This is a genomic window from Amycolatopsis viridis (assembly GCF_011758765.1).
Taxonomy (GTDB): Bacteria; Actinomycetota; Actinomycetes; order Mycobacteriales; family Pseudonocardiaceae; genus Amycolatopsis_E; species Amycolatopsis_E viridis.
In genome coordinates, this window is record NZ_JAANOU010000001.1 from 3,521,553 (window position 1) to 3,547,279 (window position 25,727).

A 25,727-nucleotide genomic window follows, 5' to 3' on the forward strand; every position below is an offset into this window, starting at 1 on the left:
ATCGTCTGTCGCGCATCCGATGCCGACAGTCTGGAAAGGACCATCGCGTGCGGATTTCGGTACTGGGCAGCGGGATCGTCGGACGCACGCTGGCCGCGCGCCTGGTCGACCTCCGGCACCGGGTCGTGATCGGTACCCGCGATCCCGGCCGGCCGCACATCACCCGGTGGCTCCGGGGCGCGGGTGAGCTGGCCCGCGCCGGGACCTACGCGGAGGCGGCGCGGTCCGCGTCGATCGTGGTCAACGCCACCCCGGGAACGGCCACTTTGGACGCGCTGCACGCGGCCGGTGCGGCGGCACTCGCCGGCAAGGTGCTGGTCGACGTCGCCAACCCGGTCGGCGACCCGGCCGCGGACCCGCCCCGGCTCCGAACCGGTGACCGGAGCCTGGGCGAGGACATCCAGGCGACGTTCACCCAGACCAGAGTGGTCAAGGCACTCAACACGGTGAGCCCGTCGGTGATGGTCAACCCGAAGCGGGTGCCCGGCGACCACGTTGCGTTCATCGCCGGCGACAGCAGACAGGCCAAGACGATGGTGACCGGCCTGCTGCGTGAGTTCGGCTGGTCCCCGCACGCGATCGTCGACCTCGGTGACATCACCGGCGCGCGGTCGATGGAGATGCTGTTCCCGTTACGGCAGCGGCTGAGCAGGTCCCTCGGCCACACCAACTTCAACCTCGGGATCCTGCACGCCTGACCCCGGTCCATCACGCCGGCGTCAGCGCCGTCCGCCCCTCCCCGGTGGGCTGCTCGGGCGCCACCAGCAAGCCGCTGCGGAACGCCAGGGCGACCGCGTGGGTGCGGTCCCGCGCGCCGAGTTTGCGCAGCACACCCCGCACGTGGGTGCGGATCGTCTCCACGGACAGCAGCAGCCCGGCGGCGATCTGCGTGGTGCTCAGGCCTTCCGCGAGGAGATGCAGCACCTCGTACTCGCGCCCGGTCAGCGCGGGCCGCCGCGGAACCGGGAGCGGCCCGGGCAGCTCACCCGGCGCTTCCCGGGGCAGGAGCACGCTTCTGAGCTGCCCGTCGATGTGGATCTGCCGGCGGGCGGTGGAGATGGCCTCGGCGATGCGCAACGGGTCCGCATCGCGCGCGACCACCCCGCGCGCACCGGCGCGCAGCGCCTCACCCAGGTAGGCGCGGTTCACCTGGCCGGGCTCCACCAGGACGACCACCGCGGGTGTGCTCCGGCCGGCGGCCACCACGGCGGCGAGCTGCGGCTCACGGTTCACACCGGCGCCGAGCAGGACGACGTCGGGCTGCGCGCGCCCGACCAGGCGAACCAGCTCCGGCCCCGTGGTGGCGTGGCCGGCCCAGCGCATCACCGGGCTGCGCTGGACCAGCGCGAACAGCCCCTCGCGCAGGAGCGGGAGCGAATCGGCCACCGCGACCCGGATCGCGGGCCCGGGGTGGACGGCGGGGACGGACAACCGGCGGGCGGTGATCGTGGACACGATTACTCCTTCTTCTCGGGCTTTTCAGCTCAGGACCCGCCGGATCGCGGTGACCGGGCCGATCGCTTCGATCCCCGCGATCCCGACCGGCTCACCCGGACGGGACGCGTGCACCGCACGCGAGTTGTCGATCGCCAGGGCGACGTGGCTGACGGGCTGGTAGTAGAAGATCAGGTCACCGGGGCGCACCTGGTCGCGTGGCACGGGCACGCCGGCGGTGGCCTGCTGCGCGCTCGTCCTCGGCACACTCGCGCCGATCGCCCGGTAGGCGGCCAGCACGAGCCCCGAGCAGTCGTAGGCGCCGGGCCCTTCGGCTCCCCACACGTAGGGTTTTCCGAGTTGTGCCAACGCGAACCGCACGACGTTCCCGGCGTCACCGGCGGGGAGTCCGGAATCGGGTGGCCGGGGCGCCCGGGTGACCAGCCGGGCCTCCACGCTCGCCACCCGGCTCTGGGCGTCCTGGAGCACGCGAGCCGCGGCATCCCGTCGCGCCCGGGCGGACTCGAGCGCGGCGGCCGCCTCGGCGCGCGTGATCCCGGCCCGCGCCACGGTGTCCGCGGACCCGGTCACGGCGGACTCGGCCCGGCGGACGGCGTCATCGGCCGAGCGCACCTGGCCGAGCTGGTCGTCGGCGAGGAAGTCGAGCAGGGGCAACGCGGCGTGATACTCCCGCGGCCGGCCGCTGTCCAGCACCGCGAACTCCCGGCCACGCCGGAACTCCGCGGTGACGCCGGAGTAGAAGTCCGTGACGCGCCGGCGTGCCTGGAGCGCGGCCGATTGCGCGGCGGGCAAGGCAGCCCGGGCCGATTCGGTGCCGCTCCGGGCAGCCGATTCCGCCCGCTCGGCAGCGTCGAGTTCGGCCTCCCTCGCGCCGGTCTCGTCCTGGAGCGCACCGAGTTCGTCGCGGGCTCGCCCGAGGTCCTGGTAAGCGCGCTCCGCTTCCCGGTGCAGCGCCAGGTACGGGTCGGGGTCGTCGCGCGGGGCTGCCACGGCGGGCACGGCGAACACGACCGCCACCACCCACGCCAATCCCGTCACCGTCCACCTGGCCACACCGTAGAGACCGGCCGGTCTGGCCGAACCTGACGCGAGTACCCGGATCAGGGCGCGAAAAGTCCCGCCCTGATCGCGAGAGCCACCGCCTGGGCCCGGGAGGACGCCCGCAGCTTCGTCTTCGCCGAGCGCAACGCGGACCGCACGGCGCTGGGGGTGAGACCGAGTTCCGGGGCGCTGTCGTCCGCCGTCATCCCCCGTGCGGCGCGCTCGAGGACCGCGATCTCCTGCCCACTCAGGCCGGCTCGCGGGCCGCCCGGCTGCCCGGCCGGTGGGCGCGTCACCGCGGCCACCTCGGACAGGGCGCCGAAGATGTTTCCCGGCAGCTCCCGGGCGAACAGGGAACTGCTGATCACCCCGTCGGCGATCCCGTCCAGGTCGGTGGCGGCGAGATCGTGCACCGCCGCCGCGCCGGAAGCCAGCACGAACACGACGGCCGACGAGGCCGCCGCGCGGACCTGACGGCACACGCGCATCGGGGCGTCCGCCGAACCGTCGACGACCACGATGTCCGGATCGGACCGTCGCACCGCTCGGATCCCCGCCGGGCTCGGGTCCGCGATCTCCCACCGCGGCGCCGGCTGTGCCGGTGCGAGGGACCGCAATGCCTCAAGGTGGCCCGGGTCCTCCCCGACGTACATCGCGACGAGGGCAGCCGCGGGCATTCATCAACTCCTGTGCGTCGAACCGGACGAATGCCCCGACAGTAGTTGATCTTCCAGGAACCGAGCGGGTGAACCGCGGTGACACTGTCAGTAGCACCAACCGGTTCGCCGCCGCGGCCGTGGTCGCTCCCGGCGAGAAGCCGCGCGCGGCAACCGGAGCGGTCCCGCCCTTACTGCTGCCCAGGCCGCCACCGGCGGTGCGCCGTGCCCGGTGTGCCGTGCCGGATCAGCTCCAGGCGCGGCTTCGGGCCTTCGGTGCGGCCGGTCTGCGGGCGCCGCGATCCCGCGCGCCACGGCACCGGCCAGTCGGCGCCGGGGCCCGCGTACTCCTGCTCCGCGGCCGCGTGCAGGGTCCAGTTCGGGTCGTAGAGGTGGGCGCGGCCGAGCAGGCACAGGTCCGCGCGGCCGGCCAGCAGGATCGAGTTCACGTCGTCGTAGGACGAGATCGCGCCGACCGCCATCGTCGCGATGCCGGTCCGGTTGCGGATCCGGTCGGCGAACGGCGTCTGGTACGACCGGCCGAACGCGGGTTTCTCATCGGGATGCACCTGCCCCGTCGACACGTCCACCACGTCGACTCCGGCGTCGGCGAAGGCGGTGGCGATCTCCACGGCGTCGTCGGCGGTGATGCCGTTCTCGCACCAGTCCGTGGCCGAGATCCGCACGCTCATCGGCCGCTCCGCCGGCCACACCTCCCGCACCGCGCGGAACACCTCCAGCGGGTACCGCAGCCGCGCCGCCAGGTCACCGCCGTAGTGATCGGTGCGGTGGTTGGTCAGCGGCGAGATGAACGACGACAGCAGGTACCCGTGCGCGCAGTGCAGTTCGAGCAGGTCGAACCCGGCGTCCGCGGCGCGTGCCGCGGCCGCGGTGAACTGCTCCCGGATCTCGCGCAGGTCCGCCACGGTCAGCTCCCGCGGCACCTGGTTCACCCCGGGCCGGTACGGCAGCGGTGAGGGAGCGACGACCGGCCAGTTGCCCGACGGCAGCGGCTGGTCGATCCCCTCCCACATCAGCCGGGTGGAGCCCTTGCGGCCCGAGTGCCCGATCTGGATACCGATCTTCGCGGTGCTCTCGGTGTGCACGAAGTCGGTGATCCGCCGCCACGCGCGCGCCTGCTCGTCGGTGTAGATCCCGGTGCAGCCGGGCGTGATGCGGCCGGTGCCGGACACGCACACCATCTCGGTCATCACCAGCCCGGCGCCGCCCAGGGCCTTGCCGCCGAGGTGGACCAGGTGGAAGTCGGCGGGCATGCCGTCCACCGCCCGGTACATGTCCATCGGCGACACCACGACGCGGTTCTTCAGTTCCAGCCCGCGCAACCGCAGCGGCTGGAACATCGGCGGCCGCACGCTGCCGTCGCCGTGACCGCGCCGCTGCTCGTGCCGGGCGAACCACCCGTCGACCCGCTCGACGAACTCGGGGTCGCGCACCCGCAGGTTGTCGTAGGTGACGCGGCGGCTGCGGGTCATGATGTTGAACCCGAACTGCACCGGGTCCTGGTGCACGTACTGCCCCAGGTTCTCGAACCACTCCAGGCTGGCCTGCGCGGCACGCTGGGTCGACTCCACCACCGGCCGGCGCTCGGCTTCGTAGGCGGCGAGCGCGCCGGGCACGTCCAGTTGCTCGTGCAGGGCCGCCGCGAGCGCGAGGGCGTCCTCCATGGCGAGTTTGGTGCCGGACCCGATGGAGAAGTGCGCGGTGTGCGCGGCGTCGCCGAGCAGGATGATGTTGCCGTGGCGCCACCGCTGGTTGCGCACCGTGGTGAAGTGGATCCACCGGGAGTTGTTCGCCAGCAGCTGCGCGTCGCCGAGCACGTCGGCGACGAGCTCCCGCACCAGCGCGATCGACTTCTCGTCGGACTCGCCGGGGGCGAACCCGCGGTCGGCGAAGCTGTCGAACCCCGCCCGCTGCCACACCTCGTCCGCCATCTCGACGATGAAGGTGCTGCCGGAGGCGTCGAAGGGGTAGCCGTGGATCTGCATGACCCCGTGGGGCGTGTCGAGGACGTAGAACTTGAAGGCGTCGAACACCTTGTCGGTGCCCAGCCACATGTAGGCGCAGCGGCGGGTTTCCAGTGCGGGGCGGAAGACCTCCGCGTGGCGGGCCCGCACCGCGGAGTTCAACCCGTCAGCCGCGACGACGAGGTCGTAGGCGGCGGCGAGCCGGCCGGGATCGGGGGCGAGCGTGCGGAAGTGCAGCCGCACGCCGAGTTCGGCGCACCGCTGCTGCAGGATCTGCAGCAGCCGTTTCCGGCTCATGGCGGCGAACCCGTGCCCCCCACTGGTCAGGACCTGGCCGCGGTAGTGCACGTCGATGTCGTCCCAGCGGGCGAACTCGCGCTCCATCTGCCGGTAGATCGTTTCGTCGGCGTGTTCGATGCCGCCGAGCGTCTCGTCGGAGAACACCACACCGAACCCGAAGGTGTCGTCGGCGGCGTTGCGTTCCCACACGTCGATCTCGTCGCCGGGGCTCAGCTGTTTCGCCAGCGCGGCGAAGTACAGGCCGCCCGGGCCACCACCGATGACCGCGATCCGCATCCCGCCCTCACCCGGCCTCGGTGTGCGCGCGCTGCCGCAGCTTGAACCGCTGGAGCTTCCCGGTGGCGCTGCGCGGCAGGCCGTCCACGAACTCGATCGCGCGCGGGTACTTGTAGGGCGCGATCCGCTGCTTGACGAACCGCTGCAGCTCGGCCACCAGGTCCGCGTCCCCCGCGACGTCCGGCTGCAGCACCACGAACGCCTTGACGATCTGCCCGCGCTCGGTGTCGGGCACACCGACCACGCCGCACTCCTGCACGGCGTCGTGCGCGAGCAGCGCCTCCTCGACCTCCGGGCCGGCGATGTTGTAGCCGGCCGAGACGATCATGTCGTCGTTGCGGGCGAGGTAGTGGAAGTAGCCGTCGGAGTCGGCGACGAACGTGTCGCCGGTGATGTTCCAGCCGTTCTGCACGTACACCGCCTGCCGGTCGTCGGCGAGGTACCGGCAACCGGTCGGGCCCTTGACCGCCAGCCGCCCCGGTGTGCCGGGCGGCAGCGGTTCGCCGTGCTCGTCGAGGATCGCGGCCCGGTAGCCGGGCACGGCCCGCCCGGTGGCGCCCGGCCGGATGTCGTCGTCGGCGGCGGAGACGAAGATGTGCAGCATTTCGGTGGAGCCGATGCCGTCGATGAGCGCCAGTCCGGTCGCGTCGTGCACGGCACGCCAGGTCGCCGCCGGCAGGTGCTCCCCCGCCGACACCGCGCGCCGCAGCCGACCCAGCGCGGCGCCCCGGCCCGAGCGCAGCATGGACCGGTACGCGGTCGGGGCGGTGAAGCACACCGTGACCCCGTGGGTCTCGATCGCGTCGGCGAGCTGGTCCGGGGACGCCTTCTCGATCAGGAGGGTGGCCGCCCCGGCACGCAACGGGAAGACCAGCAGCCCGCCGAGGCCGAAGGTGAAGGCCAGCGGCGGTGTCCCGGTGAACAGGTCGTCCGCGCGGGGCTTGAGGACGTGACGGGAGAAGGTATCGGCGATCGCGAGGATGTCGCGGTGGAAGTGCATGGTCGCCTTCGGCCGCCCGGTGGTGCCCGAGGTGAAGGCCAGCAGGGCGACGTCGTCGGCCGCGGTGTCGACGGCGGTGAACCCGGCCGGCACGGCGCGGGTTCGCGCGTCCAGGTCGTCCGGTGCCGGGGAGCCGTAGGTGACCACCGGCGCGCCGCGCAGGTCGGCCGCGCGCAGCTCGCCGGCGAACCGCGCGTCGCACAGGGCGAGGCCGACCTTGCTGATCTCGGCGATCGTGGTGAGTTCCGCCGACCGCAGCAGCGGCATGGTGGGCACGGCGACCGCGCCGGCCTTCATCACGGCGAGCCAGCACGCGGCCAGCGCCGGCGTGTTGGGGCCGCGCAGCAGCACCCGCTGGCCGGGCACCACGCCGAGCTGCTCGGTGAGCACCCGCGCGGTGCGGTCGACCTGGTCGCGCAGATCCCCGTAGGTCCAGGCCCGGCCGTCCGGGGTGAGCAGGCACCGCCGGTCCGGCCCGCGTTCGGCGATCACCGCGTCGAGCAGTTCCACGCCGCAGTTGAGCCGCTGCGGGTAGCGCAGCCCGGGGAGCTCGGTGAGGAATTCCGGCCAGGACTCCACCGGCGGGAGGTGGTCCCGGCAGAACGTGTCGACGTGCGCGGAGGGGCTGAGGCCCGGACCGACGGTCGTCATAGGGCAAGTATTCTCTCTTCGTGACGACAGTCAAGCAATCGTCAGAAGAAGCCGGGCCCGATAAGCTGGCCCGCGTGCCCACCGTTCCCGAGGACTCCGGGCGCGCACCGAAACCACGCGCGCTGATCGTCACCGTCTACGGCCTCTACGCCCGGGAGACCGGCGGCTGGATGAGCGTCGCCTCCCTGATCCAGATGCTCGCCCAGTGCGGCGTGGACGAGCCCTCCGTGCGCTCGTCGATCTTCCGGCTCAAGCGCCGGGGCCTGCTCACCGCGGCCAAGGCCGGCGGGGTCGCCGGGTACGCACTCTCCGGCACGGCACGGGAAATCCTCGACGAGGGCGACCGCCGCATCTTCCAGCGCCGCCGCGCCACCACCGGCGAGGGCTGGCTGATCGTGGTGTTCAGCGTGCCCGAGTCCGAACGCGACAAACGCCACCAGTTGCGCTCCCGGCTGTCCTGGCTCGGGTTCGGCACCGTCTCCGCCGGCGTGTGGATCGCCCCGGCGCACCTGCTCGACGAGACGCGGGAAACCCTGGCACGGCACGGACTCGAGACCTACGTCGATCTGTTCCGGTCCGATCACGCCGGGTTCGCTGCGACCGCGGAGCGCGTGCGCACCTGGTGGGACCTGGACCGCCTGCACGAGCTCTACGACGCGTTCCTCACCCGCCACGCTCCGGTGCTGAGCGGCTACCGGCGGCGGCGCCGCATCGACGGCGCCCGCGCCTTCGCCGACTACGTCACCGCCCTTACCGACTGGCGCCGCCTGCCCTACCTGGAGCCCGGGCTGCCCCTGGAAGTGCTGCCGCCGCACTGGATCGGCCTGCGCGCGGCGGAGGTGTTCTTCGACCTGCGCCGCAGGCTGGCCGGTCCGGCCCACGACTACGTCGAGTCGCTGCGCGCGGAGGCCGTCAGCGCCTGACCCGGGTCAGACCACGGCGAAGCCCTGCACCTCCACCAGCGCCTCGGCATCCCACAGCCGGGACACCCCGACGGCCGCCATCGCCGGGTAGTCCCGGCCGGCCAGGCGCCGCCACACCGCTCCGATCTCCCGGGCGTGCGCGCGGTAGTCGGCGAGGTCCGTGGCGTACACGGTGAGGCTCACCAGCCGATCCGGTTCACCACCGGCGGCACGCAGGGCGGTGAACAGGTTCGACAGCGCCCGCTCGAACTGCTCGACGACGGTGCCGCCGACGATGCGCCCACCGGCGTCGAGCGCGGTCTGCCCGGCCAGGAAGATCGTCGTCCCGCTGGCGACCACCGCGTGCGAGAACCCGCGTGGCTGCGCCAGTTCCGGCGGGTCGACCCGTTGCACGCTCACTGCACCGTCCCTCCGTCCACCTGGATCGCCTGCCCGGTGACCGCACCGGCCCCGACGCAGAACCACACCGCGTCGGCCACCTCCGCCGGGCTGATCAGCCGGCCGATGGGCTGCTTGCGGGCCAGCGTCTCCCTGGCCTCGTCGGGGCTGCGCCCGGTCGTGGCCACGATGGTGCCGATCGTCTGCTCGGTCATCGGCGTGTCCACGTACCCGGGGCACACCGCGTTGACCGTCACGCCGGTGCGGGCCAGTTCCGCCGCCGCGGCGCGCACCAGACCCAGCACGCCGTGCTTGCTCGCGGTGTAGGCCGCGATGTACGGCTCGCCGATCCGCGCGGCGGTGGACGCCATGACGACGATCCGTCCCCATCCGGCCGCCCGCATCGCCGGCACCGCGCGCCGCACGAACCGGAACGGTGCGGTCAGGTTGAGGTCCAGCATGCGCTGCCAGTCGGCATCCGTGGTGCGCTCCAGGCGGGCCGAGTGGCCCGCGCCCGCGTTGGCCACGAGCACCTCCACCGGTCCCCAGTCCCGTTCGATCTCGGTGTGGACGCGCTCGGCCGCGTCCGGATCGGTGACGTCCGCGGGGATCGTCTTCACCGCCGCGGCGCAGCCGCTCGCGGTCTCCGCCAGCTGGTCCCGGCTGCGCGCTACCAGCGCCACCCGGCAGCCCTCGGCGCTCAGCCGCCGGGCGATGGCGCGGCCGATGCCCCGGCCGGCACCGGTGACCAGCGCGACCCGCCCGTCGCTCACCGGCCCTCCCACCGCGGCGCCCGGCGCTCGGTGAACGCCGCGTGGAACTCGGCGTGGTCGCGGGTGGTCATCAGCAGGGCCTGCGTCATCGCGTCCAGCTCCATCGACGCCGAAATGGACATGTCCAGCTCGGCGGTCAGCAGCGATTTCGTCTGGGCCAGCGCCAGCGTCGGCCCGTCGGCGAGCCTGCGGGCGAGCTCGGCGACCGCGGTGTCCAGCTCGTCGTCGGCGACCAGCCGGGACACCAGGCCGTATCTGTCCGCGGTCTCGGCGTCGATCGTGTCGCCCAGCATCAGCAGCTCTGTCGCCCGGCCGAGCCCGGCCACGCGCGGCAGCAGGTAGGCCGCGCCCATGTCCCCGCCGGACAGCCCCACCTTGGTGAACAGGAAGGCGAACCGGCCCGAGTGCCCGACCACGCGGAAGTCCGAGGCGAGGGCCACCACCGCGCCGGCACCGGCGGCGATGCCGTGCACGGCGGTGATGATCGGGATCGGGCATTCGCGCATCGCCCGGATCACCGCGCCGGTCATCTTGGTGAACCGCATCAGGTCCCGCGGCTCCATCTTGATCAGCTCGCCGATGATCTCGTCGACGTCGCCGCCGCCGCAGAACCCCTTGCCCTCACCACGGATCACCAGCACCCGCACGTCCCGGTGGTGCGGCAGCTCGGCCAGCAGGTCGCGGAGATCGGCATAGCTTTCGAAGGTCAGTGGGTTGAGCTTCTCCGGCCGGTCCAGCGTGACCGTCGCGACGCCGTCGGCCTTGCCGAACCGGAAGTGCCGCCAGTCCTCGGTGAGCCGCGGGGAGGCGTGGAAGCGGTAGGTCATCGGGTGTACTCCCTGCCGATCAGGTGGCGCGCGATGATGGAACGCTGGACCTCGGAGGCGCCTTCGTAGATGCGCAGCGACCGCACGTCCCGGTAGAGGTGCTCGAGCGGGTGGCCGCGCCGCAGTGCCGCGGCGCCGTGCAGCTGCACGCACCCGTCGATGATCTGCTGCGCGGCCTCGGTGGCGTACAGCTTCGCCATGGCCGACCGCCGCGGTTGCGCTCCGGGCTCCGCGCCGTCGTCGTAGGCGGCGGCCGCGGCGTAGACGAGCAGGCGGGCCGCTTCCAGCTCGGTGGCCAGGTCCGCGATGCGGTGCGCCACGGCCTGCTGGCCGGCCAGTGGCGCCCCGTACACCTGGCGCTCGCGGACGTGGGCGACGGTCAGGTCGAGCGCCGCCTGGGCCATGCCCACCGCGAAGGCGCCGACGCTGGGCCGGAACAGGTCCAGCGTGCGCATCGCGACGGCGAAGCCGCGGTCCACCTCGCCCAGGACCGCACCGGCGCCGACCCGCACGCCGTCGAACTCCAGACGCCCGATCGGGTGCGGTGAGAGCATTTCCAGCGGCTCACCGGAGAGCCCGGCACTGTCCCCGGGCACCGCGAACGCGGTGACCCCGCGCGCACCCGCGCCCGGCGTGGTGCGGGCGAACACGGTGTAGATGTCGGCCCCCGGCGCGTTGGAGATCCACAGCTTCTCGCCGGTCAGCACCCAGCCGTCGCCGTCGCGTTCGGCGCGCAGCTGGAGGTTCGCCGCGTCCGACCCCGCGCCGGCCTCGGTCAGCGCGAACGCGGCGACGGCCTCGCCGGAGATCACCGCGGGGATCCACCGCGCGCGCAGCTCGGCCGAGCCGGATTGCAGGATCGGGTAACTGCCCAGCCCCTGGAGGGCGAGCGCGGTCTCCGCCTCGGTGCTGATCTGGGCGATCGTCTCGCGCAGCAGGCACAACTGGACGGCCGCGGCATCGGAAGGGGCCTCGCCCGGCCGGCCGCCGAACAGCCCGCGGAGCAGCCCGAGCTCGCCGAGGGTCCGCACGAGCTCCCGGTCGACCCGGCCGGAGCCGGTCCCGGCGAGTTTGCCGGTGGCCACCTCACGCACCCAGTTCTGGTACTCCCGGTGCTCGGCACCCAGTCGGAACGCAGCCACCCCGGACATGCTCCGAGACTAGCGCATCAGTGACGCCCGTCAAGGATCCGCAACACGATCCGACGGCACGCCTCAGCCCGGGCGGAAGGTGGGGTGCGGAGCAGGAAGATTCCCTGCCACTGTCACCGTATCGCGAGACCGGGGCCTTGCGGCAAGACCCGGGCCGTGCCGCAGAATCTCCCGGCCGGAGCCGGATTTCGGGCAACGTCAACGCAGTGCAGGGGGACCTTCGTGTTCGAGGTGATCGTCGCCGGGGCCGGGCCGACCGGTTTGATGCTGGCCGCCGAATTGCGGCTGCACGGCGTGCGCGTGGTCGTGCTGGAGAAGGACGCGGAGCCGACCACGGTGGTGCGGTCGCTCGGTCTGCACGTGCGCAGCGTCGAGCTGATGGACCAGCGCGGTCTGCTGGAGCGGTTCCTCGCCCACGGCCGGCAGTACCCGCTCGACCGTCTGCGCTTCGCCGGGATCGGCAAGCCCGCCGCCGGCGGGCTGGACACCGCGCACCCCTGGATCCTGGGCATCCCGCAGACCGTCACCGATCGCCTGCTGGCCGAGCACGCCACCGCGCTCGGTGCCGTGATCCGGCGCGGCGCCGAACTCACCGGGCTGAGCCAGGACGAGCACGGCGTGACCGCCGAGCTCGCGGACGGCACCCGGCTGCGCTCGCGGTACCTGGTGGGCTGCGACGGTGGCCGCAGCACGGTGCGCACACTGCTCGGTGTCGGATTCCCGGGCGAACCCGCCGCCCGGGAATGGCTGCTGGGCGAGATGGAGGTGACCACACCACCGGCGGAACTGGCGGCCGTCGTGGCGCGGGTCCGCCAGACCCACCACGGGTTCGGTCTCGCGCCGGCCGGTGACGGGGTGCACCGGGTCCTCGCGCCGGCCGCACAGGTCGCCGGGGACCGGACGGTCCCGCCGACGCTCGACGAGGTCACGCGGCAGCTGCGGGCGTTCGCCGGCACCGACTTCGGCGTGCATTCACCGCGCTGGCTGTCCCGCTTCGGCGACGCCACCCGGCTGGCCGAGCGCTACCGGACCGGCCGGGTGCTGCTGGCCGGCGACGCCGCGCACGTGCACCCGCCGCTGAGCGGGCAGGGGCTCAACCTGGGCATCCAGGACGCGGTCAACCTCGGGTGGAAACTGGCCGCCGAGGCCGCCGGGTGGGCGCCCGCCGGGCTGCTGGACAGCTACCACACCGAACGGCACCCGGTGGCCGCCGACGTGCTCAACCACACCCGCGCGCAGTCGGAACTGCAATCGCCCGCCCCCGGCCCCCGGGCGGTGCGCCGGCTGCTGTCCGAGCTGATGGACAACTATCAGGTGACCCGGTTCCTGCTCGAGAAGATCACCGCGATCGGGGTGCGCTACGACTTCGGCGCGGGTCACGACCTGCTCGGCCGGCGGATGCGGGACGTGGGATTGCGGCGGGGGCGTCTCTACGCGCACCTGCACACCGGCCGCGGACTGCTGCTCGACCAGACCGGCCGGCTCTCGGTCGCGGGCTGGGCGGACCGGGTCGACCACGTGGTCGACGTCAGCGACGAACTGGATGTGCCCGCCGTGCTGCTGCGCCCGGACGGCCACGTCGCGTGGGCCGGCGACGAGCAGCAGGACCTGCTTGCCCACCTGCCCGCGTGGTTCGGCGCGGCCGGCTGACCGCGCTCGCGGCGGGACCCGCCTGAGAGTCACCTCAGCGTTCATTTCAACATGCGTGGAAATCTGGCACACTGGCGGCATGACCACTCAGAACCGCCGGCCACCGGCCGCCGCCAAAGCGTTCAACAAGGTCGCCGCCAAGTTCGCGGGTCACCGGCTGGTGCCGCTGTGGGCCCTGGTACGGCACCGGGGCCGCAAGTCGGGCAAGCCGTACCAGACGCCGATCGCGATCGTCGGCGCCACACCGGACACCGTCTACATCGGATTGCCGTGGGGACGCCGCACCGACTGGATCCGCAACCTCCAGGCGGGCGGCGGCACGCTCGTGTGGAAGGGGCAGACGTTCGCCGTCGCCGAGCCGGTCTTCGCCGGCAAGGACGAGGTGCTGGCGAAGACCTCCGGCCTGCGCCACCGAATTGCGCAGCGGTGGCCGCTGGAGGACTACCTGCGGTTGACGCTGCGGCCCGCCGGGCAGTGACGGCGCCGATTCCCCTGCCGGGTTCCCGCCGGCGCGGAGGAGTACAGACGCGCGAGCGGGTGCCGACGTTGTGTGCCGCGGGATTTTTGGGGGGATGATCACTAGCGCGCAACGGTGACCGCCGCCGGGCGTCCTGCGGTGGTGAACGAAGCTGGGGTCCGAGGGGCGCGTCCCTCGGTACGGGGGATCTGGTTGCTCGCGGAGCTGGTGGCCGCCAGGCGGGTGCTGGTGGGCGCGGTCGTCGCCGTGGATGTGCTCGCGGTACTGCAGGTGCTGACCACCGACCCGGGCAACCAGGGGGACCTCGCGGTCTACCAGGAGGCCGGGCGGACCGTGCTCAACCACGGTCCCCTGTACGCCGACCCCCTGGTGGACAAGTTGTGGTTCACCTACACGCCGTTCGCGAGCCTGGCGTTCACCCCCCTCTCGCTGGTGCCCTACCCGGTGGCGAGCCTGCTGTTCACCGCCCTGCTGATCGTGGCGCCACTCCCGCTCTGCCTGCTGATGGTGTTCCGGGCCCTCGGCCTCGGCCGGCATGCGTGGTTGCTGACCGGGATCGTGTTCGCGCCGGCGCTGCTGTTCCTCCAGCCCATGCGCTACACCCTCGGTTACGGCCAGATCAACATGGTGCTGATGACTCTCGTGCTGGTCGACTGCCTGGCCAGGCAGCCGTGGTGGCCGCGCGGCCTGCTGGTCGGCATTGCCGCGGCGATCAAGCTGACCCCGTTGGCGTTCCTGCTGTTCTTCCTGCTCAACCGGGACCGCAGGGCGGCACTCGTGGCCGGGCTGACCTTCACGGCCGGGGTGGTCGCCGGGTACCTCGCCCGGCCGGGGGACTCGATGTCCTACTGGACCTCGGCGATCTTCCGTACCGACCACATCGGCGACATCAGCATCCCGGGCAACCAGTCCCTGCGCGGAACGATCGCGCGGCCGGGCACCGGCCTGACGTGGCTGGACAGCACCCTGTGGCTGCTGGCCTGCCTTGCCGTGTTCGCCGTGGCGGTGCTCGCGATGAGGCGGGCACTCGCACGCGGCCATCCGGCCCAGGCGGTGGTGCTCAACGCGTTCGCCGCCCTGCTGGTATCGCCGATCTCGTGGTCGCACCACTGGGTGTGGTTCACGCCGGCGATCGTGGTTCACGCGGTCATCGGTCTGCGCACCGGTGACCGGTTGATGATCCGGCTCGCTCTGGCGGGTGCGCTGGTCGCGGCGGCGCCCTCGATCGACGCGGTGGCCAACCCGGTCTTGCTCGTCAGCCCGTTCGCGGTCTACGCGGGCGTCACGCTGGTGCTCGCCGCGTGGCCCCGAGACGCCCACGAGTCGGCCGCGAGTGCGGTCGTCCGGGACGAGCTCACCGTCGAGGCGTTCGCCGGACAGCAGCGGCACCCGCACGGCGGCCCGGAAGCGTGAGCTGGATCGCAGTACAAAAGTAGGACTTCCTACTAATCTGCGGGGCATGGACATCTCGAAGGTCGGCGTGGTCGGCGGCGGGCTGATGGGCTCGGGCATCGCCGAGGTGTGTGCCCGGGCGGGGCTGGACGTGGTGGTCGCCGAGGTCGGCGAAGCGGCGCTGACCGCGGCCCGGGAGCGGATCGGCACGTCGCTGGAGCGTGCGGTGCGAGCCGGGAAGCTGGGCGCCGACGATGCCGGGGCGGCAGCTGCGCGACTGTCCTACACCGTGGACCTGGCGGCGTTCGCCGACCGGGATCTGGTGGTCGAGGCGGTGGCCGAGGACGAGCAGGTCAAGGCCGACGTGTTCGGCCGGCTGGACAAGGTCGTGGAGCGGCCGGACGCGATCCTGGCGTCCAACACCTCGTCGATCCCGATCATGAAGCTGGCGGCGGCGACCGGACGGCCCGCGCAGGTGGTGGGCATCCACTTCTTCAACCCGGTGCCGGTGCTGCCGCTGGTGGAGCTGATCCCGTCGCTGCTGACCTCGGACCAGACCCGCGACCGGGCGGCGGAGTTCGCGACGTCCACCCTGGGCAAGACGGTGGTGCACGCGCCGGACCGGGCCGGGTTCGTGGTCAACGCGCTGCTGATCCCCTACCTGCTGTCGGCGATCCGCATGCTGGAGTCCGGCTTCGCCGGGGCCGCGGACATCGACGCCGGCATGGTGCACGGCTGCGCCCACCCGATGGGCCCGCTGCGGCTGGCCGACCTGATCGGGCTGGACACGACGAAGGCGGTCGCCGAGTCCATGTACGCGGAGTTCAAGGAACCGCTCTACGCTCCCCCGCCGCTGCTGCTGCGCATGGTCGACGCGGGCCTGCTCGGCCGCAAGTCCGGCCGCGGCTTCTACGACTACCGGAAGGACGCCTGATGTACGAGCTGCCCGAGGAGCACGAGGAGCTGCGTGCCGCCGTGCGCGCACTGGCGGAGAAGGAGATCGCTCCGCACGCGGCCGAAGTGGACGAAAACGAGCGGTTCCCGCACGAAGCTCTGCAAGCGCTGAACGCCGCGGGGTTCAATGCGGTGCACATTCCGGAGGAGTACGAGGGTCAGGGTGCGGACGCGGTGGCGGCGTGCATCGTGATCGAGGAGGTGGCGCGGGTTGATGCGTCGGCGTCGTTGATTCCGGCGGTGAACAAGCTGGGGACGCAGCCGATCCTGTTGTCGGCGTCGGAGGAGTTGAAGAAGCTGGTTCTGCCGGAGATCGCGGCGGGGGCGACGGCGTCCTACGGGTTGTCGGAGCGGGAGGCGGGGTCGGACACGGCGTCGATGCGGACCCGGGCGCGGTTGGACGGGGATCACTGGGTGCTCAACGGCACGAAGGCGTGGATCACCAATGCCGGGGAGTCGACCTGGTACACGGTGATGGCGGTGACCGATCCGGATGCGCCGAAGAAGTCGAACGGGATTTCGGCGTTCGTGGTGCACAAGGACGACCCGGGGTTCTCGGTGGGGCCGAAGGAGCGCAAGCTGGGGATCAAGGGCTCGCCGACGCGGGAGATCTATTTCGAGAACTGCACGATCCCGGCGGAGCGGATCATCGGTGAGCCGGGCACGGGGTTGAAGACGGCGTTGCGCACGCTGGATCACACCCGTCCGACGATCGGGGCGCAGGCGCTGGGTATCGCGCAGGGCGCGCTGGACGCGGCGGTGGCGTATGTGAAGGAGCGCAAGCAGTTCGGCACGGCGATCGGACAGTTCCAGGGTGTGCAGTTCATGCTCGCCGACATGGGCACGAAGATCGAGGCGGCCCGGCACCTGGTCTACGCCTCCGCTGCTGCGTCGGAGCGGGGTGACGCGCGGGCGGGGTTCATGGCCTCGGCGGCGAAGGCCTTCGCCAGCGACGTGGCGATGTCGGTGACCACCGACGCGGTGCAGCTGTTCGGCGGCGCCGGCTACACCCGCGACTTCCCGGTGGAACGCATGATGCGCGACGCCAAGATCACCCAGATCTACGAGGGCACCAACCAGATCCAGCGCATGGTCATGGCCCGCGCCCTGCTCAACGGCTGACACCCCAGGCCACGCGGCGCGGCGCCCGATGCGGGCGCCGCGCCCACCCACGGCTGAGCAGGCTCAGGCGAACGCGCTCAGCAGCAGATCGACCAGCACGTCCGCCCTGGCGTCGAACGCCACCTGCGCGTTCGGCTCGCCGGTCGCGTTCGGACGGAGGTCCATCACGGCCCGGCCGACGGTGCGGCTTCCGGTCGTCTCGACCTCGACGTGCACCGGCCGGGTGGTGATCACCTCCGGGCGCAGCAGGTAGGCGATGCACACCGCGTCGTGGACGGGTGCCGCGTCGTCCGCGGCGACGCCGCGCCCGGCCGAGTAGGCGTCGATGCGGCGCGTGATGAGGTCGGCGGCCGTCCGGCCGGCCGGGGTGCCGAGCCCGCTCAGCTTGACGCAGTCGTCGCGGGTGACCAGCGCGCGGTGCGTGGCGTCGAGCGTGACGAGTGTCAGGCGCGGGAGGCCGGCCGACAGCACCATGGCCGCGGCCTCCGGGTCGGCCCAGAAGTTGAACTCGGCGGACGGTGTCACGTTGCCGTAGTGGTGCGCACCACCCATGATCACCACCTCGGCGAGCGCGTCGCGCACCGACGGGTCGGCCGCGAGCACGGTCGCGATCGTGCTGAGCGGCCCGACCGGCACCAGCGTGACCGGTTCGGTGGTGGTGCGCAGGGTGTGCAGCAGGAACTCGACCGCCGACTCCGCGCGCGCGGCGGTGCGGGGCGCCGGCAACGGCAGGGACGTGCCGTGCATGTCGCGGGCCGAGCCGGCTTCGAAGTGCCGCGGCCCGGGGAACCCGCGCCGCGCGACCGGGTGGGCCAGCCCGGGGTGCACCGGGATGTCCGGGCGGCCGATCGCGTCCAGCACGCGCAGCGTGTTGTCCGTGGTGGCGGCCAGCGGCACGTTGCCGCTGACGGTGGTCACCGCGGCCAGGTCGAGGTCCGGGTGCAGGGCGGCCAGCATGATCGCGACCGCGTCGTCGGTTCCGGTGTCGACGTCGAGGATCACCTTGCGTGTCACCTCCGCAGCCTCCCACATCGCGCCGCGATGATCACCTGCTGTTGGCCTCGCCGCCTGCCACAACGGCCCCGGCCTACGCAACCGGACCGAAGGCGTCGACGCGGTCCAGGACGGCCAGTTCCCGGCGCCGGTGGGCACAGCCCACACGGTGTCCTGCCCGGCGCGGATCCGCCGGGCGACCTGGTCTTCCATCCCGGACCGGAGCGAGCGCGCCGGCGCGGGCTAGATTCCGCGCCCGGCGGCCTTGAGGTGGCCGACCGCCGCCGGGCCGCCCTGGAACGCGACGTGCACGGCGTCACGTCCGAACACGAACAGCAGCAGTTCGACCGGGTCGCCGGTGACGGTGACCTGCTCGGCACCGCCACGCACCACCGCCGCGTCACCGCCTGGGGTGCGCAGGGTGACTCCGACCGGGACCCGGCGCAGGTTCAGCTTCGCAGCGGTGCTGGCCGCGCGCCACGCGGCGGCGTCGCGGGTGGGATCCGCCGGACGCGGCTCCCAGCCCGGGCGGCCGCGCCGCACGTCTTCGTGGTGCACGAGGAACTCGGCGGTGTCGGCCAGCTCGCCGAGTTTCCCGATCGCCGTGGGCCAGTACCAGGCCGGGCCGCGCCGCACCCGCTCGACCAGCCGGGGCCACGGCTGGGCGGCGATCGCGTCCTGCACTCGCCGGGTGTGCCCGGCCAGCAGTGGCAGGACGATGCCCAGCGCGGCGTCCGGCCGGCTTTCCCGCACTACCAGGTGCGCGGCGAGGTCCCGGGTGAGCCACCCCTGGCACAGGGTGGGCTCGTCCGGCCCGGCCTCCGTCAGCAGACGGCTCAGCGCACGTCGTTCGTCGGCGGCGACACCCACGACCGCAGGCTACCCGCGGGTATGCCCGCTACGCGGTCGCCGCCTGTTGGTCGAGGCCGACGACGTGATCGACGAACCCGTAGGCGAGGGCCTCCTCGGCGTCGAACCAGCGGTCGCGGTCCGCGTCGGCCGTGATGCGGTCCACCGGCTGGCCCGTCTGCCGCGCGGTGATCTCCGCGATGCGGCGCTTCATGCGGCCGAAGACCTCCGCCTGGATGGCGATGTCGCTGGCCGCCCCGCTGATGCCGGCCGAGGGCTGGTGCATCAGGACGCGGGTGTTGGGCAGCAGGTAACGCTTGCCGGGGGTGCCGGAGGACAACAGGAACTGACCCATGGACGCCACGAAACCGAGTCCCCAGGTGGCGACATCCGGCTGGATGAGGCGCATGGTGTCGTAGATGGCCATGCCCGCCGTCACCGATCCACCGGGCGAATTGATGTAGAAGGTGATGTCCTTGCGCGGGTCCTCGGCCGCGAGCAGCAGCAGCTGCGCGGTGATCCGGTTGGCGACCGCGTCGGTCACCTCGGAGCCGAGGAACACGATCCGGTCGCGCAGCAGTTGTTCGAACACCGAATCGTCCAGTGAGGCGGAGGCGTTCGCGGACGGGAGAGCTCGCAGAGTCATGACGGCCACCGTAGGCCGGGCAGTCGTGGTGCGGGGCCGTGTTCGCCCTGAGCGTGGCGATTACGCTACGAGCGATCGGGCCGGTACGGCGATCGGGTCCCGTGCCCGCAGGTACGCTCCGAGACCGTGCCGACCGAACGCCCCGAGGTTCCCACCGTCGCCGGCGAGCGCGAGATGCTGCGCGCCCACCTGGAATTCCACCGCGCCACGCTCGCCCGCAAGTGCGACGGACTGTCCGATGAGGAATTGCGCAGGCAGGCCGTGCCACCGTCGGCGCTGTCGCTGCTCGGGCTGGTGCGGCACATGGCCGAAGTGGAGCGCGCCTGGTTCCGCCGCACCGTCGGCGGGGAGACCGACCTGCCGCTGGTGTGGTCCGCGGACGGGGACTTCCAGGTCGCGTACGACGCGCGCACCTCGAGCCGGGCCGAGGCGTTCACCGCGTGGCAGGACGAGATCGGGCACGCGCGGCGCATCGAACGGGCGGCGGATTCGCTCGACGTGACCGTCTTCGCGCCGCGCTGGAACGCCGAAGTCTCGCTGCGCGCCGTGATGTTGCACATGATCCACGAGTACGCCCGCCACAACGGGCACGCCGACCTCCTGCGCGAGGGCATCGACGGGGTCACCGGCGTCTGAACGTGCGGGCACCGGCGCGGCGCGGTAGGTGTGGTGTCGTGGATCCGGCACAGGCACTGCGGCAGATCGCGTTCGAGCTGGAGCGCGCCGGCGCCCCCACCTACCGGGTGCGGGCGTTCCGGCGTGCCGCGGCCGTGGTGGCCGGGCTGCCCGCGGGCGAGCTGGCCGACCGGGTGCGGCAGGGCACGCTGAAAGCGCTGCCGGGCATCGGACCGGCCACGGCACAGGTCGTCGAGCAGGCGTGCGCCGGCGAACAGCCCTCCTACCTGGCGAAACTGCTGGCGGAAGCGCCCGAACCCGACCGGTCGGGGCTGCGCGGCGCGCTGAAGGGCGACTGCCACACGCACTCGGACTGGTCGGACGGGGGCAGCCCGCCGGAGGAGATGGCCGAGGCGGCGCGGGCGCTGGGCCACGAGTGGATCGCGCTGACCGACCACTCGCCGCGGCTGACGGTGGCGCGCGGGCTGTCGGCCGAGCGCCTGCTGCGGCAGCTGGATCTGGTGGCGGAGCTGAACGAGAAGCTGGCACCGTTCCGCATCCTGACCGGCATCGAGGTGGACATCCTCGAGGACGGCTCGCTCGACCAGCGCGACGACCTGCTGGACCGGCTGGATGTGGTGGTGGCCAGCGTGCATTCCCAGCTGCGGATGCCCGCTGGGCCGATGACCGACCGGATGCTCGCCGCAGTGCGCAACCCGCTGGTCGACGTGCTCGGCCACTGCACCGGCCGGCTCGTCACCGGGCGCGGACGGCCGCAGTCGGAGTTCGACGCGGAGGCCGTGTTCACGGCGTGCCGGGAGAGCGGTACCGCGGTGGAGATCAACTGCCGTCCGGAACGCCGGGACCCGCCCGGCGAGCTGCTCGCGATGGCCGCGGAGATCGGCTGCGTGTTCGCCATCGACACCGACGCCCACGCCCCCGGCCAGCTGGACTGGCTCGGGAACGGGACCGTGCGCGCGGAGGCGTGCGGCATCGGCCCGGACCGCGTGCTGAACACCCTCGGAGCCGCCCAGCTCGGCGGCTGACCGCAGGCCCGCTCCGGCCGTGGCCGGCGCGGGACGTGACGCCGTCGCCGGGCCCTGCGCACGGGCGGCAGCCGTGTCACCGTCAAAACGTGCTGACCGTGCTCCTGGCGGTGCTCGCCGCCTTCGCGAACGCCGCGGGGTCCGTCCTGCAGCGCGCCGGGGCGCGGAAGCAGCCCCAGGGCGGTGACCTCGATGTCGCGGCGCTCCAGGGTCTCGTCACCATTCCGGTGTGGGTCGCGGGCGTGCTGTGATGCTGTCGGGTCTGGTGCTGCAGTCGGCGGCCCTGGCGACCGGGCCGATCGTCGGAGTGCAGCCGATCATGGTTGCGGAGCTGGCGTGCACGCTCGTGCTGTCCGGGCTGGTGTTCCACACCCGCCTGCGCACGCGGGACTGGATCGCCGCGGTCGGGATGGCGGCCGCGGTGGGGCTGCTGCTGTTCGCGCTCGCCCCGGGCCGCGGTGATCCCGGAAGGTCTCCGCGCTGGAGTGGCTGCTGGGGTGCGCGGTGACGGTCGCCTGCGTGGCGGCGCTCGTGGCCGCGGGGCGGCGGAACGAGACGACGCACCACGCGGCCTTCCTGGGCGCCGGTGCCGGCATGTGGTTCGGGTTCACCGCGGTCCTGATGGCCGGGACCACCGCGGCGCTGCGGGCCGGCGGGGTGAGCGGCCTGTTCCAGGCGTGGCACACCTACGCGATGCTGGTTGCCGGGCCTATCGGGTTCTTCCTGTTGCAGACGGCGCTGCGGGCCGGGCGGCTCGTCGCCGCTCAGCCCGGGCTCGTGCTGGCCAACCCGCTGGTCGCGCTGGGCTGGGGCCTGCTGGTGTTCGGGGAGCACGTCCGCGGCGGGCCGTGGATCGTCGCCGACCTGGTCGCCGCGGGGGCGCTGGCCTGCTGCACCGTGCTGCTGGCCGGGTCGCCGCTGCTGCGCGACGAGGACCCGGCCCGGCAACCCGCCTGAATCACACCCCCGCCGGGACACGCTCCGCCCGCTCGTCCGCGCCCCGCCGCCGCAGGCCGTCGAGCGCGAAGCGGCCCGGGCCGGTGACCGCGATCAGCAGGAACACCCAGCTGTACAGGGCCGCCGGCTCCCCCATGTTCTGCAGCGGCAACGCGGCCAGGGGCTGGTGGACGGTGAAGTAGGCGTAGGCCATGGCACCGGAACACAGCAGCGCCGCGGCCCGGGTGCCGAGGCCCGCCAGCACGAGCAGGCCACCGGCGAGTTCGATCACCCCGGCCCACCAGCCGGGCCACACCGCGAACGGCACGCCGCCGCCCTGACCGTCGATGCCGCCGAACGCGCCGAACACCTGCAGCCCGTGGCAGGCGAACAACAGGCCCACCACGATGCGGAAGACACCCAGGACGACCGGGGTGAGCGAGGCCTGCGAGACCGGAATGCGAGTCATGATCGATCCTTCCGCGGAAGTTGCTGTCCTGATCACGTCGAAGCAGGACGAGCCGGATCGACACGGGGGGTGAACTTTTTCCGGTCCGCCGCCCCCGTCGTGCCGCGGTGACCCCCGTTTGACCCGCGCACGGTGGGGAATTCCCACCGCACCCGGGAAGGAGCCACCATGAACGACAAGGCGAACCACAAGCCGGAGTCGGCGCCGGGCATTCCGCAGTCCGACCCTCCGCAGGGCGGCCCGAACGCCGACGAGTCGTCCCCGAACCCGGCCGATCTCGCGCCGGGCTTCGGCGGCACCTCGGAGACCCGGCCGCCGAGCGAGGAGGAGGACGAGGCGGGCAACGGCTCCTGACCGGGCCGGTGCCCCTCGGGGCCTGAGCCGGCGTCGCCGCGCCCACCACCGGCCCCGATGCGGCCTGGCCGATTCGCCCCTCGCCCCCGATCGACGTCATCTCCCAGCCAACACGCCACCCGGCCCGGCCAACACGCCACCCCGGCCGGCCAACACGCCGACGCGGTCGGCCAACACGCCACCCCGGGCGGCCAACACGCCAACGCGGTCGGCAAACACGCGCGTGTTGGCCGCTGCGGGCACCGTGTTCGCCGCCGCGGGCACCGTGTTCGCCGCCGCGGGCACCGTGTTCGCCGCCGCGGGCACCGTGTTCGCCGCCGCGGGCACCGTGTTCGCCGCCGCGGGCACCGTGTTCGCCGCCGCGGGGCGCGGCTCCGGATCGGCAAGGGGCCCGGACGGGCCCGGGGGCATCGTCTGCGTCTCGGGCCGCGGTCGCCTGCCGGGCCACCCTCCCGCCCCGTCGCCGGACAGCCGGCCCTCCCTCACCGTGCCGAGCGGATCGGCCGGAGACCGCCCACCGCAGCGCCGGATCCCGCGGCCGGCCGGCCCCGGCTCGCCTGCCGCGTCGCCCCCACACCCGTAGCTGATCAGGGGGCCTCCGTGCCGGCGCCGTGGGGGCCGCTGCCAGAATGGCGATCACTGGGGCACGCGGCCCGGAGCCGCGTCAGGACTGGGGGTCGACGTGAGTGGTGCCGGTCGCATGGTCCGGACCAGCCGGATCGCGGCGTGGTGGGACGCCGTCCAGGACAAGCCGGAGACGCTGCGCCGGATCAGGATCCGTGCCGCCATCGTCCTGGTGCTGTCCGTGGCCACGTGGGTGCTGGCCGTACCGGGGTTCATCGACCTGCACGTCTACCGGACGGGTGGGCTGGCGTGGCTGACGGGCGTCGGACTGTACTCACCGGAGTTCCCGGAGATGGTGCCGGGCGCCCACCTGCCCTTCACGTATCCGCCGTTCGCAGCGATCGTGTTCGCCCCGGTCCAGCTGCTGCCGTGGCACCTGTCGAAGTTCGTGATCAGTTTCGCCTCCGCGGCCGCCCTCGCGGTGACCACCACGCTCGTGGCCCGGCGCCTCTTCGCGCGGCAGGCGGTGGCCGATGCCGTCGGCATGAGCGCGGCCGCGCTGTGGGTGCTGTCCGAGCCGGTCCGGCAGACGATCTGGTACGGGCAGATCAACCTGATCCTGATGGGCCTGGTCGCGGCGGACTGCCTGCTGCCGCGCACCCGCTGGCCGCGTGGCCTCCTGGTCGGTGTGGCGGCGGCGATCAAACTGACCCCGGCGGTGTTCGTGCTGCTGTTCCTCGTCCGGGGCCGGTACCGGGCGGCGGCGACCGCGCTCGGCTCGTTCGCCGCGTGCGGGCTCGTCGCGTGCCTGCTCGCGCGGCACGACTCCGTCGAGTACTGGACGGAGACGCTGTTCCAGACCGACCGCATCGGCGGCGCGGTGTACGCGTACAACCAGAACATCCAGGCCGTGCTGGCGCGCCTGCTGCCCGGGAGCAACCTGCTGTGGGCCGTGCTCGCAGCCGTGGCGATGGCGCTGGCCGTCGTGGCTGCCCGCCGCGCCCGGGACGAGGTGACCGCGCTGCTGGCGATCGCCGCGGGCGGGTTGCTCGCGTCGCCGGTGAGCTGGTCGCACCACTGGGTCTGGGTGCTGCCCGCGGCCATCGTGCTGGTCGTCCGCGCCCCGCGCTGGAGCCCGCTGCTGGTGGTGTTCGCGGTCGGGCCGCACGCGTTGCTGCCCCAGACCGACAACCTGGAGATGCGGTGGACGTGGTGGCAGCACGTGCTCGGCTCGTCGTATCTGCTGATCACGGTGTTCGTGCTGGTGTGGCTGGCCGTCCGGCCCGCGCCGGCCCTGCCGCCGTACGGGGGGAATTCCGGTTCCGCCCCGCTCGTTGGGAGTGGTGGCGGCCGGTATCGCCCGTCCCGATCTGGCGATACCGGCGGCCCTGAACCCGCGCCGGAGCCGGAGGGCGTCGCCGGCCCGGTGGGCTGACGCGCCGCGCGCACCACTGCTTGCGCCCCGCACCGCGTGGGAGTAGGCAGGGCCGATGGCCGACACCTCGCACCACCCGCTCCCCCCGGTCACCGACCGGCGCAGCTGGCAGGCGAAGATCGATGAGCTCCGGGCCGAGGAGAAGGCCCACACGCGCGCCGGGGATGCGCTCGCCGCGGCGCGCCGCCGGCTGCCGATGGTCGAGGTCGACCCGGCCACGACGCTGATCGGCTCCGACGGACCGGTGCCGTTGCTCGACGTGTTCGACGGCCGGTCCCAGCTGATCGCCTACTTCCACATGTGGCACACCGGCCGGCCCGCCGCCGAGCAGTGCGAGGGCTGCACCTTCTCCACCTCGCACATCACCGAGCTGTCCTACCTGCACTCGCGGGACGTCAGCTACGCCACCTTCTGCGAGGGCCCCTACCCGGAGAGCTCCCGCTACCGCGACTTCATGGGCTGGACGGTTCCCTGGTACTCGGTGCCGCCGGAGTCGGTGGCCGAGCTGGTCGCGGGCCGGCACTTCGGCATCCTGGTCTGCTACCTGCGCGAGGGTGGCCGGGTGTTCGAGACGTACTGGACCACCGCCCGGGGCAACGAGGTGATGGCGCCGTCGTACGGGCTGCTGGACCTGACGGTGCACGGCCGCCAGGAGTTCTGGGAGGACTCGCCGGACGGCTGGCCGCAGCGCTGGGGTTCCCGGGGCGGTCAGTTCAGCATCGACGGCCGCCCCATCGCCCAGTGGCCGCGGATCGCGGCCGGCCGCGACGACACGCTCGGCGACGGCTGAGCCCACGGCCCGCCGGAG

The 25,727-nt window shown here is 72.9% G+C and carries 29 protein-coding genes; 16 read left to right on the top strand and 13 right to left on the bottom strand.

Annotated elements, in window-relative coordinates:
* Positions 1-47 precede the first annotated feature (47 nt).
* A complete protein-coding gene (locus FHX46_RS17515; RefSeq protein WP_167116053.1) occupies positions 48-698 on the top strand; it encodes an NADPH-dependent F420 reductase in 651 nt (216 codons plus the stop codon).
* A 10-nt stretch (positions 699-708) separates the two neighbouring features.
* Here the strand turns inward: FHX46_RS17515 and FHX46_RS17520 are convergent, their stop codons facing one another.
* The 5 genes from FHX46_RS17520 to FHX46_RS17540 all read right to left on the bottom strand — a co-directional run bounded on the left by FHX46_RS17520 (position 709) and on the right by FHX46_RS17540 (position 7,364).
* Positions 709-1,455: a response regulator transcription factor gene (locus FHX46_RS17520; RefSeq protein ID WP_167116056.1), complete on the bottom strand. Its 747-nt coding sequence runs from the start codon at positions 1,453-1,455 to the stop codon at positions 709-711.
* Between the two features lie 24 nt (positions 1,456-1,479).
* Complete coding sequence (locus FHX46_RS17525; RefSeq protein WP_167116059.1) at positions 1,480-2,493, bottom strand: C40 family peptidase; 1,014 nt, start codon at positions 2,491-2,493, stop codon at positions 1,480-1,482.
* Positions 2,494-2,555: 62 nt separating this feature from the next.
* On the bottom strand, positions 2,556-3,173 hold the full coding sequence (locus FHX46_RS17530; protein ID WP_167116062.1) for a helix-turn-helix transcriptional regulator: 618 nt from the start codon (positions 3,171-3,173) through the stop codon (positions 2,556-2,558).
* A 170-nt stretch (positions 3,174-3,343) separates the two neighbouring features.
* Entirely contained in the window at positions 3,344-5,713 is a 2,370-nt protein-coding gene (locus tag FHX46_RS17535) for a bifunctional salicylyl-CoA 5-hydroxylase/oxidoreductase (RefSeq protein ID WP_167116065.1), read from the bottom strand.
* Positions 5,714-5,720: 7 nt separating this feature from the next.
* The gene (locus tag FHX46_RS17540; protein ID WP_167116069.1) at positions 5,721-7,364 is read right to left on the bottom strand and encodes an AMP-binding protein; all 1,644 of its coding nucleotides are present in this window, start codon (positions 7,362-7,364) and stop codon (positions 5,721-5,723) included.
* 74 nt (positions 7,365-7,438) lie between these two features.
* Between FHX46_RS17540 and FHX46_RS17545 the strand changes: the two genes are divergently transcribed.
* Complete coding sequence (locus tag FHX46_RS17545) at positions 7,439-8,287, top strand: PaaX family transcriptional regulator (protein ID WP_167116072.1); 849 nt, start codon at positions 7,439-7,441, stop codon at positions 8,285-8,287.
* A gap of 6 nt (positions 8,288-8,293) precedes the next feature.
* On the opposite strand, the gene FHX46_RS17550 is transcribed toward FHX46_RS17545, so the two are convergent.
* Genes FHX46_RS17550 through FHX46_RS17565 form a run of 4 tightly spaced genes read right to left on the bottom strand, consistent with a single transcriptional unit; the run spans position 8,294 to position 11,416 of the window.
* A complete protein-coding gene (locus FHX46_RS17550; RefSeq protein WP_167116075.1) occupies positions 8,294-8,686 on the bottom strand; it encodes a RidA family protein in 393 nt (130 codons plus the stop codon).
* Positions 8,683-9,438 carry an SDR family NAD(P)-dependent oxidoreductase gene (locus FHX46_RS17555; protein WP_167116078.1) on the bottom strand — a complete coding sequence of 252 codons (756 nt, stop codon included), beginning with the start codon at positions 9,436-9,438 and terminating at the stop codon, positions 8,683-8,685. Before FHX46_RS17555 ends, FHX46_RS17550 begins: the two co-directional genes overlap by 4 nt.
* The gene (locus FHX46_RS17560) at positions 9,435-10,265 is read right to left on the bottom strand and encodes an enoyl-CoA hydratase family protein (RefSeq protein ID WP_167116080.1); all 831 of its coding nucleotides are present in this window, start codon (positions 10,263-10,265) and stop codon (positions 9,435-9,437) included. Before FHX46_RS17560 ends, FHX46_RS17555 begins: the two co-directional genes overlap by 4 nt.
* Positions 10,262-11,416 carry an acyl-CoA dehydrogenase family protein gene (locus tag FHX46_RS17565; RefSeq protein WP_167116084.1) on the bottom strand — a complete coding sequence of 385 codons (1,155 nt, stop codon included), beginning with the start codon at positions 11,414-11,416 and terminating at the stop codon, positions 10,262-10,264. The genes FHX46_RS17560 and FHX46_RS17565 overlap by 4 nt, the downstream gene beginning before the upstream one ends.
* 222 nt (positions 11,417-11,638) lie before the next feature.
* On the opposite strand from FHX46_RS17565, the gene rox reads away from it, so the two are divergent.
* The 5 genes from rox to FHX46_RS17590 all read left to right on the top strand — a co-directional run bounded on the left by rox (position 11,639) and on the right by FHX46_RS17590 (position 17,012).
* Positions 11,639-13,066, top strand: a complete 1,428-nt coding sequence (gene rox, locus FHX46_RS17570) for a rifampin monooxygenase (RefSeq protein ID WP_167116087.1) — start codon at positions 11,639-11,641, stop codon at positions 13,064-13,066.
* A gap of 79 nt (positions 13,067-13,145) precedes the next feature.
* Positions 13,146-13,544 carry a nitroreductase family deazaflavin-dependent oxidoreductase gene (locus tag FHX46_RS17575; protein ID WP_167116090.1) on the top strand — a complete coding sequence of 133 codons (399 nt, stop codon included), beginning with the start codon at positions 13,146-13,148 and terminating at the stop codon, positions 13,542-13,544.
* A 141-nt stretch (positions 13,545-13,685) separates the two neighbouring features.
* On the top strand, positions 13,686-14,957 hold the full coding sequence (locus FHX46_RS17580; RefSeq protein ID WP_167116093.1) for a glycosyltransferase 87 family protein: 1,272 nt from the start codon (positions 13,686-13,688) through the stop codon (positions 14,955-14,957).
* A 46-nt stretch (positions 14,958-15,003) separates the two neighbouring features.
* Entirely contained in the window at positions 15,004-15,870 is an 867-nt protein-coding gene (locus FHX46_RS17585) for a 3-hydroxybutyryl-CoA dehydrogenase (protein ID WP_167116095.1), read from the top strand.
* Complete coding sequence (locus tag FHX46_RS17590; RefSeq protein ID WP_167116098.1) at positions 15,870-17,012, top strand: acyl-CoA dehydrogenase family protein; 1,143 nt, start codon at positions 15,870-15,872, stop codon at positions 17,010-17,012. Before FHX46_RS17585 ends, FHX46_RS17590 begins: the two co-directional genes overlap by 1 nt.
* Positions 17,013-17,075: 63 nt before the next feature.
* Here the strand turns inward: FHX46_RS17590 and FHX46_RS17595 are convergent, their stop codons facing one another.
* The 3 genes from FHX46_RS17595 to FHX46_RS17605 all read right to left on the bottom strand — a co-directional run bounded on the left by FHX46_RS17595 (position 17,076) and on the right by FHX46_RS17605 (position 19,500).
* Entirely contained in the window at positions 17,076-18,026 is a 951-nt protein-coding gene (locus FHX46_RS17595) for a nucleoside hydrolase (protein WP_167116101.1), read from the bottom strand.
* A gap of 222 nt (positions 18,027-18,248) precedes the next feature.
* On the bottom strand, positions 18,249-18,875 hold the full coding sequence (locus tag FHX46_RS17600) for a TIGR03085 family metal-binding protein (protein WP_167116104.1): 627 nt from the start codon (positions 18,873-18,875) through the stop codon (positions 18,249-18,251).
* 28 nt (positions 18,876-18,903) lie between these two features.
* Entirely contained in the window at positions 18,904-19,500 is a 597-nt protein-coding gene (locus tag FHX46_RS17605) for a ClpP family protease (RefSeq protein WP_167116107.1), read from the bottom strand.
* A 126-nt stretch (positions 19,501-19,626) separates the two neighbouring features.
* On the opposite strand from FHX46_RS17605, the gene FHX46_RS17610 reads away from it, so the two are divergent.
* The 5 genes from FHX46_RS17610 to FHX46_RS28570 all read left to right on the top strand — a co-directional run bounded on the left by FHX46_RS17610 (position 19,627) and on the right by FHX46_RS28570 (position 22,118).
* Positions 19,627-20,136: a DinB family protein gene (locus tag FHX46_RS17610; RefSeq protein WP_313886171.1), complete on the top strand. Its 510-nt coding sequence runs from the start codon at positions 19,627-19,629 to the stop codon at positions 20,134-20,136.
* 38 nt (positions 20,137-20,174) lie between these two features.
* Positions 20,175-21,161 (top strand): PHP domain-containing protein, encoded by a 987-nt coding sequence (locus tag FHX46_RS17615; RefSeq protein WP_167116110.1) that lies wholly within the window; start codon positions 20,175-20,177, stop codon positions 21,159-21,161.
* An 89-nt stretch (positions 21,162-21,250) separates the two neighbouring features.
* Positions 21,251-21,412, top strand: coding sequence for a hypothetical protein (locus tag FHX46_RS28560; RefSeq protein WP_243871293.1), 162 nt, complete (start codon positions 21,251-21,253; stop codon positions 21,410-21,412).
* Positions 21,412-21,669 (top strand): hypothetical protein, encoded by a 258-nt coding sequence (locus FHX46_RS28565; protein WP_243871294.1) that lies wholly within the window; start codon positions 21,412-21,414, stop codon positions 21,667-21,669. Before FHX46_RS28560 ends, FHX46_RS28565 begins: the two co-directional genes overlap by 1 nt.
* Entirely contained in the window at positions 21,666-22,118 is a 453-nt protein-coding gene (locus FHX46_RS28570) for a hypothetical protein (RefSeq protein WP_243871295.1), read from the top strand. The genes FHX46_RS28565 and FHX46_RS28570 overlap by 4 nt, the downstream gene beginning before the upstream one ends.
* 1 nt (position 22,119) lies before the next feature.
* Here FHX46_RS28570 and FHX46_RS17625 read toward each other — a convergent pair whose 3' ends face one another.
* Positions 22,120-22,566 carry a DoxX family protein gene (locus tag FHX46_RS17625; RefSeq protein WP_167116113.1) on the bottom strand — a complete coding sequence of 149 codons (447 nt, stop codon included), beginning with the start codon at positions 22,564-22,566 and terminating at the stop codon, positions 22,120-22,122.
* Between the two features lie 168 nt (positions 22,567-22,734).
* On the opposite strand from FHX46_RS17625, the gene FHX46_RS17630 reads away from it, so the two are divergent.
* The 4 genes from FHX46_RS17630 to FHX46_RS17645 all read left to right on the top strand — a co-directional run bounded on the left by FHX46_RS17630 (position 22,735) and on the right by FHX46_RS17645 (position 25,709).
* The gene (locus FHX46_RS17630) at positions 22,735-22,920 is read left to right on the top strand and encodes a hypothetical protein (protein WP_167116116.1); all 186 of its coding nucleotides are present in this window, start codon (positions 22,735-22,737) and stop codon (positions 22,918-22,920) included.
* 223 nt (positions 22,921-23,143) lie between these two features.
* Entirely contained in the window at positions 23,144-23,503 is a 360-nt protein-coding gene (locus FHX46_RS17635; RefSeq protein ID WP_167116119.1) for a hypothetical protein, read from the top strand.
* Positions 23,504-23,620: 117 nt separating this feature from the next.
* Positions 23,621-24,919: a glycosyltransferase 87 family protein gene (locus FHX46_RS17640; RefSeq protein ID WP_167116122.1), complete on the top strand. Its 1,299-nt coding sequence runs from the start codon at positions 23,621-23,623 to the stop codon at positions 24,917-24,919.
* A 55-nt stretch (positions 24,920-24,974) separates the two neighbouring features.
* Complete coding sequence (locus tag FHX46_RS17645; protein WP_167116125.1) at positions 24,975-25,709, top strand: DUF899 family protein; 735 nt, start codon at positions 24,975-24,977, stop codon at positions 25,707-25,709.
* Positions 25,710-25,727 lie beyond the last annotated feature (18 nt).